The organism is Kineosporia sp. R_H_3, assembly GCF_002198675.1.
GTDB lineage: Bacteria > Actinomycetota > Actinomycetes > Actinomycetales > Kineosporiaceae > R-H-3.
In genome coordinates, this window is the sequence record NZ_MWLL01000238.1 from 24,039 (window position 1) to 34,330 (window position 10,292).

Below are 10,292 nucleotides of genomic sequence, written 5' to 3' on the forward strand. Positions count from 1 at the left end.
CCGCCCGACGGCTCGCTCCCTGCCGGCCGAGGGCCGAGGAGGAGCTGTCCGATGGTGTCGCTCGACGCCCTGCACGACCCCGCCGACCTGCGCCGGCTGACGGTCCCCGAGCTCGAGGACCTCGCCTCCCAGATCCGGGAGTTCCTCGTCGCCGAGGTCTCCAAGACCGGCGGCCACCTCGGCCCGAACCTCGGCGTCGTCGAGCTGACGCTCGCCCTGCACCGGGTGTTCTCCAGCCCCTGGGACTCGATCGTCCTCGACACCGGGCACCAGTCGTACGTGCACAAGATCCTCACCGGCCGGCAGGACTTCTCCGGGCTGCGCCGCCGCGGGGGGCTGTCCGGGTACCCGAGCCGGGCGGAGTCCCCGCACGACATCGTCGAGAACTCGCACGCCTCGACGGCGCTGTCCTGGGCCGACGGGATCGCCAAGGCGCACGAGCTGCGCGGCGAGACCGACCGGCACGTCGTCGCCGTCATCGGGGACGGCGCCCTCACCGGCGGGATGGCCTGGGAGGCGCTCAACAACATCGCGGCCGGCACCGACCGCAACCTCGTCGTCGTCGTCAACGACAACGAGCGCTCCTACGCCCCGACGATCGGCGGCCTCGCGCACCACCTGGCGACCCTGCGGACGACCGGCGGCTACGAGCGCTTCCTCGACTGGGGCAAGAGCACGCTGCAGCGCAGCGGCCTGCCGGGCCGGCTCGCGTACGAGGCGCTCCACGGCGTCAAGAAGGGCGTCAAGGACGTCGTGGCCCCGCAGGGGATGTTCGAGGACCTCGGCATCAAGTACGTCGGGCCGGTCGACGGCCACGACGTCGCCGAGCTCGAGCACGCCCTGAACCGGGCCAAGGCGTTCGGCGGGCCGGTCATCGTCCACGTCATCACCCGCAAGGGCAACGGCTACGCGCCCGCGGAGAACGACGAGGCGGACCGCTTCCACGCGACCGGCATCATCGACCCGCTCACCGGCCGGCCCCGCTCGGTCGCCCGTGACTCCTGGACCGGGGTCTTCGCCGACGCCATGGTCGAGGTCGGCGACCGGCGCCGGGACGTCGTCGGCATCACGGCGGCCATGCTCATCCCGGTGGGGCTGCACCGGTTCGCCGAGCGGTTCCCGGAGCGGGTCTTCGACGTCGGCATCGCCGAGCAGCACGCCGTGACGAGCGCTGCCGGCATGGCGTACGCCGGGCTGCACCCGGTCGTCGCCGTCTACGCGACCTTCGTCAACCGGGCCTTCGACCAGGTGCTCATGGACGTGGCGCTGCACAAGGCCGGGGTGACGTTCGTGCTCGACCGGGCCGGGATCACCGGCGACGACGGCGCGAGCCACAACGGCATGTGGGACCTGTCGCTGCTGCGGATCGTCCCCGGCATCCGGATCGCCGCCCCGCGCGACGCGGTGACGCTGCGCGCCGAGCTCGACGAGGCGCTCGCCGTCGACGACGCACCGACCGTGGTCCGGTTCCCCAAGGGTGCGCTACCCCCCGAGCTGCCCGCGGTGCGTCGCGTCGGCGTGGCCGACGTCCTGCGCGAGCCCGCGCGCGGCGACGGAGCGCAGAACGGCTCGGAGCCGGTGACCGACGTGCTCGTCGTCTCCGTGGGCGCGCTCGCCGGCCTGTGCCTGGAGGTGGCCGACCGGCTCGAGGCGCAGGGGGTCGAGGTCACCGTCGTCGACCCGCGCTGGGTCGCGCCTCTCGACGACGCCCTCGTCGACCTCGCCCGCGGGCACCGGCTCGTCGTCGTCGTCGAGGACGGTCTCAGGACCGGCGGCGTCGGCAGCGCGGTCCGCGACCGGCTCGCGGACGAGGGGCTCCTCACGCCGACGCTCACCTTCGCCGTCCCGTCGCGGTTCCTCGACCACGGCACCCGGGCGCAGGTCCTCGAGGAGGTCGGCCTCACCCCGCAGGAGATCTCCCGCCACGTCGTCGAGACCGTCGCCCGGCTGCAGGCCGCGGTGGGGGCCGGGGTCGACGTCGACGTCGAGCCCTGACCGGGCCGGACCGACCGCCCCGGGTGGCATGATCCCGGTCGACCGCCGACCGAGGACGTGACATGAGCGAGCAGCAGGGGGACGGCGTCCCCGAACCGCCCCGGCCCGACGCCGGGCCGCCCGCGTACGGGACGCCGCCGCCGTACGGGCCCGCGCCCGGGACCCCCGGGACGCCCGGGTACGGCCCGGCGGCCTACGGGCCGCCCGGGTACGGCTACGGCTACGGCCCGCAGTACGGGTACGGCCCGCAGTACGGCTACGGCCCGGCGTACGGCGTGTGGCAGCGCTCGCCCGAGGCGACGTCGCTGCGGACGCAGGCGATCGTCGGCCTCGTCGTCAGCGCTGTCCTCGTGCTCATGTGCTGCTCGCCGCTGCTCGTCGCGTCGGCGATCACGGCGGGGATCGCGCTGGGCCGGGTCGACCAGGACCTCGACTCCGCGCGGCGGCTCGTCCGCTGGACCTGGGGCCTGGTCGCGGCGTCGGTCGTGCTCATGGTCGTCCTGTTCGCCGTGCTCGTCGGCGCCGGGGCGTTCAGCGAAGGGGGTTCCGCCGGCGCCTGACCACCGGGCCACCGGTCGGCGTCCGGACCGGTCAGCCGTCGGCGCGGTGCCGTCCTGGCCGCCGGTCGCGGTCCGCGCGGGGGCGCAGCGCCGGTGGCAGGTCGAGGGCCTCACCGGCCGGGTCGCCACCAGCCCGCGCGAGCGTGACCTCGTCCCGGGTGACGAGCAGCGGCCGCGGGACGCCGCGCACCGCCTCCTCGGTCGCCGACCAGACCGCGCCCGCGAACGCGGGGTCGACCCGGCGCAGGTCGTGCCAGCCGCGGCTGCGGGTCGGGACGGCGACCGCGCACATGCCCGAGCCGTCGCAGGCCGCGAGCGCGGAACGCAGCGGGCGGGTCGCCAGCAGGGTGAGGACGTCGCAGCCGCCGACGGGGCGCAGGGTCCCGGCGGGGCGCACCGCGGGCGCCTCGTCAGGGCCGGTTGCCCCGTCGGGCCTGCCGCCCCGGCCGACCCGGACGGCGGCGAGCGCCCCCATCCGACGGGCGTGGTCACGGACCATCGGCCACCAGGCGGCGGCCACGGCCCCCGCGGTGCCGCGGCCGGCGGCGGCACCGGGCGGCAGCGGCAGGACGCCGTCGGCGGTCCAGGGCAGGTCGACGAGCCCGAGGCCGACGTCGAGGACCCCGCCGAGCACCCGCTCGACGGTCCACCCACGGCCGGGGTGCAGCGCGTGCCCGGCGGGCAGCGCGAGCGCCCGCACGTGCCTGCCGGCCCAGTCGGTGCCGGGCAGCCCGTCGGCGAGCAGCGCCTCGGTCCGCAGCAGCGTGGCGATCCGGAGCCGGGCGACGGCGGACTCGGGCGCCAGCCCGGCAGCGGCCTGCGCGACGCGCTCCCAGCCGACGAGGGCGCGGACGGCGCCCGAGGGGGAGGGGACGAGCACCCCGTCGACGGTCGGCTCGAGGTCGACGTCGTCGAGGACCGCGACCGCGAGGACGCCCCGGCGCAGCACGGCGTCCTCCGGTGTCCCCACGCTCCTCACGGTAACGACGTGCGACGCCCGGACCGCCTGCCCGGCAGGTCTGTCCCCCGTGCGGCGCAACCGGGAGGCCACGTCCGGTGATCGGTGTTCCCGGCGGCACCCGGGCGCCCTAATCTTCGCTGGTGACGTCGTCCCGCCGGACACGGCTCACGGGGTCGACGCTGCTCGCCGCCGCCGTGGGCCTCGTCGTCGTGCTCGACACCGGCGTCGTCCAGCTGCCGTTCTCGACGCCGCGCCCCGTGGTCGCTGCCGGAGCGTCAGCGGCGCCGGGCGGAGGGGCGGGCTCGGAGACGGACCCGGCGGCGCTGCAGGCACGCGACGACGCCGTGGCGCAGACGTTGGAGGCGTTGTCGGCGGCCCTCGCGACGGGTGCCCCGGTGGAGCCGCTCGTCGCCCCGGGCAGCCCGGAGGTGGTCCGGGCGCTGGGCCGACTGGTCCGGAACGTGCGTGCCGTGGACGGGGCGACAGCGACGGTGGCGCGGGAGCGTTACCGTGAGACGACCGTCGAGGCGGACGGGGACGTGACGGTCCAGGTCGGGATGACCTCCCGGCTCGTCGCGTCCGAACCTCTGGCCTACGACTACGTGTACACCCGGTTCCGGCGCGTCGGGCGGCAGTGGCTGCTCTCCGGCTGGGATCCCGTGGCGGACCCGAACGAGACTGTTCCCGACGCGCCGTTCCTGCTGCCGGTCGACATCGTGGCGGTGCGGAGGCCCCACACCCTGCTGCTCGGGACCGTCGGCGTCGAACGACTCGCCGCCCGGCTCGCGGGCCGGGCCGAGGGGGCGGCGCTCCAGGCCCGCGAGGCCCTGCCGCAAGCCGGGTGGGACGGCACCGTCGTCGTCTACGCCTTCACGGAGTCCGCCTTTCTCGACCGGGTGTTCGGCGCGCACGAGGCCGGCCTGCGTGACGAGCACCCCTATTCGTGGTGGTCCCACGAGACGGACACCGGCGTGCTCCGGGTCGTCCTGGGCGCCGGGTACGTCGCGGTGGACGACGCCTCGTCCCGGCTCGGGGTCAGGCGTGCGGTCGGCTGTGCCGCCGGGCTCGCCACGGACGGCATGGGGGTCCCGGACTGGATGATCGAGGGGACCGCGGAGTACGTCTCCACGCGGTCGGGCAGCGGTGTCGACCCGGACGCTGCCCTGGACAGACGTGGCCTGGACGACGCCACCTGGCGCGCCGTCCGCCGTGGCACCTGGACCCCGCGACTCGTCGGCGCCGCGAGCGACAACACGACGGCGGCGCAGATCGCCGCGGCGGAGGACTCCGCCTGGCTCGCGTGCCTGTTCATCGCGGACCGCTACGGCGAGCAGCGGATGCAGGAGTCATGGGAGGCCGTCGCCAGGCGCCGCGACTACGGCGAGGCCAAGGAGCGAGCCGCTTTCACCGCGCTCGGCACCACGCGCGCGGCCTTCGTCCGGGACCTCCGGGTGTGGACCCGCCGGCTTGTGGCGCGGTCCGGATGAGCGGCGCGCTGCCGCCGGGGAGCGGACCAGAGCGCCCGGGCGTCACTGCGGGGAACGAGGGGGTGGGGATGTCCGAGGTCGACGAGGCGGCACCGGTCGTGGAGGCGCCCGGCCGGCGTGCCGCCCGGCTCCGGGGGCGGGCCGTCGGGGCCGGGCTGCTCGCGGCGGCCCTGGGGGCCGTCGTCGCCCTGGACACCGGCGTCGTCCCGCTGCCGCTGTCGACGCCGAGACCGGTGGCGCAGCAGGCCGCCCGGCCCGGGGTGCCCGCCGCCACGGCTGCTGCCGACGCGGCCCGCGAGAAGGCGGTCCGGGTGACCGTGACGGCGCTCGACGCGGCCCTCGGCGCGGACGACGTCGCAGCGTTCGGCCGTCTCGTCGACCCGCAGGACGCCGCGGCCGCCCGACGGTTGCGCCGGCTCGCCGGCAACCTCGCCGCACTGCCCGCGACGACGGCCGGGCTGGAGTGGGACGGGTCGTGGGGGGTCGACGTGTCGGGCGGCCGGCCGGCGGACGCCGCGACGCGGATCGTCGCGCACGCGCACCTGCGGACGAGCTTCACCGGCTACGACACCGGCGGCACCCCGGTCGCGGTCGACGTGGGGCTGCACAAGGTCGCCGACCGCTGGCTCGTCACGTCCTGGGCGCGCCGGTTCGTCAGCGAGCAGCCCGACCCGTGGGACGTCGACGTCGACCTCGCGGCCGTCGCGAAGCCGCACGTGCTCGTCGTCGGGATGGCGAAGAACGCCCGGGCCAACGCACGGCTCGCGAGCCGCGCCGAGGCGGCCATCGTCGACACCCGCAAGGTCTGGACCGACCCGGCGTGGAACGGCAAGGCCGTCGTCTTCGCCCTGACGGACACCGACTACCTCGACACCTGGTTCGGTGCCGGGCTCGCCGGCCCCGGGCAGGAGCACGCGAACTACTTCAACACCTTCGTCACCGAGGACGTCCTCTCGGCACCGCGCCGGACCGGCATGCGCGTCGTCGTCGCGACGGACTTCCTGCTGCGCGACACCAAGGGCACCCGCGCCGACCTGCGCTACGCGTTCACCGTGATGTCGTTCCGCACCGGTGAGACGGACTGGATCCCCGCCTGGCTCTACAACGGGGCCGCCGACTACACCTCCTGGCGACCGGGCACCGGCGAGGACGCGCTCGAGACGGCGCGGCGGCGCGGCCTCTACGACTCGACGTGGGCCGGGCTGCGCGCCGGCACCTGGAAGCCCCGCTTCACGAAGAACCGGGACGACTTCGCCGAGGGCTCCGACGCCCGGCTGGAGGCGGACTGGGACTCCGCCTTCCTCACGGCGACGTACGTCGCAGACACCTTCGGGGAGGCCCGGCTGCGCGCCCTCGTCGCCGCTACGGCCACCGAGCCCCGGACGGAGATCGCAGTGAAGAAGGTGCTGAAGATGACCATGCCGCAGCTGTCGGCGAACGTCCGCCGGTACGCACGACGGCTGGCGGCCCGCGCGTGACCGACGAGCCGCAGGCCACACCGCCACCGCTGCCGCCGCTCCCGGCGTCGGCGCCGCCGGTCGTGCCGTCGGCCACGCCGTCGGCCACGCCGTCGGCCGTGCTGCCGTCCGTGCCGCCGCGCGCCCCGCGCAGGACGCCGGGACGGCTGCTGCGCACCGGCCTGCTCGCGGCCGCCGTCGCCGCGGTCGTCGCCCTCGACACCGGCGCGGTGCCGCTGCCGTTCTCGACGCCGGTCGCACCGCCGGACCGGGTGAGCCAGGGCGCGCAGGGCGCGGCCGGGAACGACCCGGACGACGCGGACGCCGACCTCAGCGCCGGGGAACGGGCCCGCAACGACGGCATCGAGGCGGCCGTGACGGCGATGACCGCCGCCTACGCCGCGAAGGACGAGGCGGCGTTCCTGGCGCTCGTCGACCCCGCCGACACCAAGCTCGTGACCCGGATGCGGACGATGTTCCGCAACCTGCGCGCGATCGGCTACGACCAGGTGGCCTTCGGGTGGCCGGACCGGCGGACCTACCCCCTGCCCGCGGCCGCGTCGTACGACGCCCCGGGGGCCCCGGCGGAGGCGGTGGCGGCCGCCGTCGAGGTCCGCACCCGGATCAGCTCCTTCGACCGCAAGACGGCGTCGACGGTGCTCGGACTGAGCTTCGCCGACCGGGCCGGTCGCTGGCTCGTCGTCGGCGACAAGGACGCCGCGGAGGAGCTCGACCTCTACACGGCGTCCGAGCCGTGGATGCTCGGCACCGTCTACGTCGTGAGGAAGCCGCACACGATCGTCGTCGGGGAGGCCAAACGGAAGCGGGACGTCGACCGGCTCGCCACCCAGGTCGAGCAGGCGATCGGCGCCGTCCGGGCGGTGTGGAAGGTGAAGTCCTGGAACGGGAAGGCCGTCGTCTACGCGACGACGGACCGCCGCTTCGTGGACTCCCAGTTCGGCGGGCGGGACGCCAAGAGCAACAAGGTGACCAAGGAGGCGGTCTTCGACGCCAAGGTCGAGATGCTCTACGGCACCCCGGTGCTCGACGTCGCGGACATCCCCGAGGAGGCGACCCCGCGGATGGTCGTCACGCCGTTCCTGCTGGGCCGCAACAACGCGCAGTCGCGCGCCGTCCTGCGGCACGAGCTGACCCACGTCGCCTTCGCCTACGAGGGCGGGGAGTCGGTGCCGACGTGGCTCGTCGAGGGGATCGCCGAGTACACCGCGTTCCGGACGGGCGGGTCCGGGGTCGACGGGGTCGGCGCGCTCGCCGCCCGCGGCCTGCCGCGGACGACGTGGACCGAGCTCAAGCGGGGCACGTGGAAGCCCTCGCTCGTCGCCGATCCCGGCGACTTCTACTCGGGGACGTCCAAGCACGTGTCGGACACGTACACGACGGGCTGGCTCGCGTGCCTCTACATCGCCGACAGCTACGGCGAGCAGTCGCTGGCCCGGCTCTACGCGGCGGCGGGTGCGCGGTCCGCGGACGAGGACCCCGAGGCGGTCGAGGCGGGGATCCTCAAGAAGGTGCTCAAGACGAAGCGCTCCACGCTGGTCTCGGAGACCAGGAGCTACGCGCGGCGGATCCGCAGCCGGTTCGTCTGAACCCGGTCCACGTGCGAGGCGGCGGGCGCCCGGTCCCGGGTGACCGCCGCCTCGTCGTCGGCAGCGCGCGTGCGGCAGCCGTCAGGCGGGCACGCTCGCGACGCCGCGCGGCAGGAACCGCCGGCCGGTCACGGCCTCGCTGACCCCGGTGCGGTCGAGGTACGGCGTGATGCCGCCGAGGTGGAACGGCCAGCCGGCGCCGAGCAGCATGCACAGGTCGATGTCCTGCGGCTCGGCGACGACGCCCTCGTCGAGCATGATCCGGACCTCCTCGGCGATCGCCGCGAGCGCCTTCGCGCGGACCTCGTCCGCGGTGAGCACCGTGTCGCCGACCTCGAAGAGCGCCTTCGTCGCGTCGTCCATGTAGGGCTTGCCCTCGGCGTCCCAGGACCAGATCCCGGTCTTGCCGGCCGCGACGAGCCGCCCGAGGTTCGCCGACACGGAGAACCGGTCGGGGAACGCCGCGTGCATCGTCTCCGCGACGTGCAGCGCGACGGCCGGGCCGACGAGCTGGAGCAGGACGAACGGCGGCATCGGCATCCCGAGGGCGTCGAGCGAACGCTCCGCGACCTCCGGCGGGGTGCCCTCGTCGACGGCCTTCGTCACCTCGCCGAGCATCCGCGTGAGGAGCCGGTTGACGACGAACGCCGGGGCGTCCTTGACGAGGACGCAGGACTTCTTGAGCTGCTTGCCGACCGCGAACGCGGTGGCGAGCGTCGCGTCGTCCGTGCGCTCGCCACGGACGACCTCGAGCAGCGGCAGGACGGCGACCGGGTTGAAGAAGTGGAAGCCGACGACCCGCTCGGGGTGCTTCAGATCGGCCGCCATGGCGCTGACCGACAACGAGGACGTGTTCGTCATGAGCACGCACTCGCTGCTCACGACGGCCTCGACCTCGGCGAGCACCTGCTTCTTGACGTCGAGGTCCTCGAAGACGGCCTCGATGACGACGTCGGCGGCGGCGAACGCGGCCTTGTCCGTCGAGCCGCTGACGAGCGCCTTGAGCCGGTTCGCCGCGTCGGGGGAGATCCGGCGCTTGGCGAGCAGGCCGTCGATCTCGCCGTGGACGTAGCCGACGCCCTTGTCGACGCGCGCCTGGTCGAGGTCGGTGAGGACGACGGGCACCTGGAGCCGGCGGACGAACAGCAGCGCGAGCTGGCTCGCCATGAGCCCGGCCCCGACGACGCCGACGGTGGTCACCGGCCGGGCGAGGCCGCGGTCGGGCGCGCCCGCGGGGCGCTTGGCCCGCCGCTGCACGAGGTCGAACGAGTAGATCCCGGAGCGGAACTCCTCGCTCGTCGCGAGGTCCGCGATCGCCTGCGACTCGGCCTCGAACGCCTCGTCCCGGGTCGCCGTCCGGGCCAGCCGCATGAGCTCGACGGCCCGGTACGGCGCGGGGGCGGCGCCCTTGAGCTTGAGGTCCGCCATCGCCTTCGCGGCGCCGAGCGAGCCCTCCCAGAAGGCCTCGTCGGTGCTCACCTCGGGCCGGGTGACCTTGGTGCGCCCGGTGAGGACGTCCGCCGCCCAGAGCAGGGACTGCTCGAGGAAGTCGGCGGCCTCGAACATCGCGTCCGCGAGCCCGAGCCGGAAGGCCTTGGCGCCGTCGAGCATCTTGTTGTTGTTCAGCGCGTTGCCGACGACGACCTCGGCGGCCTTGTCCGGGCCGACGAGCCGGGGGAGCAGGTAGGTGCCGCCCCAGCCGGGCACGAGCCCGAGGAAGCACTCGGGGAGGGCGACCGCGGGCGCGGACGACGAGATCGTCCGGTAGTCGCAGTGCAGTGCGACCTCGAGGCCGCCGCCCAGCGCGAGCCCGTTGACGAAGGCGAACGTCGGCACCCCGAGCTCGCCGAGGCCGCGGAAGACCTCGTGGCCGTAGCGGGCGACCATGAGCGCCTGCTCGCGGTCCTTGCCCGCGGCGGCGACCTTGAGGTCCGCCCCGGCGCCGAAGATGAACGGCTTGCCGGTGAGACCGACGGCGGCGACCTCGCCGGCCGCCGCGCGCGCCGCGAGGCCGTCGAGGGCCTCCCGGAGGTTCTTCAGGCCGGCCGGGCCGAACGTGTTCGGCTTGGTGTGGTCGAACCCGTTGTCCATCGTCACGAGGGCGAGGGTGCCCGCGCCGCCGGGCAGGGCGACGTCCCGGACGAGCGCCTTCGTGACCACCTCGTCCGGCAGCGCACCGGCGAACGCGGCCTCGACGGCCTCGACGAGGGCGGCCCGGGCCGGGG

At 75.1% G+C, this 10,292-nt stretch carries 7 protein-coding genes; 5 read left to right on the plus strand and 2 right to left on the minus strand.

The genetic code is table 11. The features are described 5' to 3' along the window. Window positions 1-51 precede the first annotated feature (51 nt). Together dxs and ECOMGDLI_RS29990 are read left to right on the plus strand one after the other, a co-directional pair. The gene (dxs, locus tag ECOMGDLI_RS29985; protein WP_088320491.1) at window positions 52-1,995 is read left to right on the plus strand and encodes a 1-deoxy-D-xylulose-5-phosphate synthase; all 1,944 of its coding nucleotides are present in this window, start codon (window positions 52-54) and stop codon (window positions 1,993-1,995) included. Between the two features lie 62 nt (window positions 1,996-2,057). Next, window positions 2,058-2,555, plus strand: a complete 498-nt coding sequence (locus ECOMGDLI_RS29990; RefSeq protein WP_088320492.1) for a hypothetical protein — start codon at window positions 2,058-2,060, stop codon at window positions 2,553-2,555. A 31-nt stretch (window positions 2,556-2,586) separates the two neighbouring features. Here ECOMGDLI_RS29990 and ECOMGDLI_RS29995 read toward each other — a convergent pair whose 3' ends face one another. Continuing rightward, a complete protein-coding gene (locus tag ECOMGDLI_RS29995) occupies window positions 2,587-3,525 on the minus strand; it encodes a hypothetical protein (RefSeq protein ID WP_088320493.1) in 939 nt (312 codons plus the stop codon). A gap of 131 nt (window positions 3,526-3,656) precedes the next feature. On the opposite strand from ECOMGDLI_RS29995, the gene ECOMGDLI_RS30000 reads away from it, so the two are divergent. The 3 genes from ECOMGDLI_RS30000 (at window position 3,657) to ECOMGDLI_RS35020 (ending at window position 8,067) form a co-directional block, all read left to right on the plus strand. Continuing rightward, on the plus strand, window positions 3,657-5,003 hold the full coding sequence (locus tag ECOMGDLI_RS30000) for a hypothetical protein (protein ID WP_088320494.1): 1,347 nt from the start codon (window positions 3,657-3,659) through the stop codon (window positions 5,001-5,003). Window positions 5,004-5,071: 68 nt separating this feature from the next. Continuing rightward, window positions 5,072-6,481 carry a hypothetical protein gene (locus ECOMGDLI_RS30005; RefSeq protein ID WP_088320495.1) on the plus strand — a complete coding sequence of 470 codons (1,410 nt, stop codon included), beginning with the start codon at window positions 5,072-5,074 and terminating at the stop codon, window positions 6,479-6,481. Continuing rightward, window positions 6,478-8,067 (plus strand): hypothetical protein, encoded by a 1,590-nt coding sequence (locus tag ECOMGDLI_RS35020; protein ID WP_088320496.1) that lies wholly within the window; start codon window positions 6,478-6,480, stop codon window positions 8,065-8,067. Before ECOMGDLI_RS30005 ends, ECOMGDLI_RS35020 begins: the two co-directional genes overlap by 4 nt. 81 nt (window positions 8,068-8,148) lie before the next feature. On the opposite strand, the gene ECOMGDLI_RS30015 is transcribed toward ECOMGDLI_RS35020, so the two are convergent. After that, the gene (locus ECOMGDLI_RS30015; RefSeq protein ID WP_198955314.1) at window positions 8,149-10,239 is read right to left on the minus strand and encodes a 3-hydroxyacyl-CoA dehydrogenase NAD-binding domain-containing protein; all 2,091 of its coding nucleotides are present in this window, start codon (window positions 10,237-10,239) and stop codon (window positions 8,149-8,151) included. Between the last annotated feature and the right edge of the window lie 53 nt (window positions 10,240-10,292).

Excerpts from the sequence above, each read along its gene's own strand:
- dxs (WP_088320491.1), top strand. The coding sequence starts at position 52 with ATGGTGTCGCTCGACGCCCTGCACGACCCCGCCGACCTGCGCCGGCTG.
- ECOMGDLI_RS29990 (WP_088320492.1), top strand. The coding sequence starts at position 2,058 with ATGAGCGAGCAGCAGGGGGACGGCGTCCCCGAACCGCCCCGGCCCGAC.
- ECOMGDLI_RS30005 (WP_088320495.1), top strand. The coding sequence starts at position 5,072 with ATGTCCGAGGTCGACGAGGCGGCACCGGTCGTGGAGGCGCCCGGCCGG.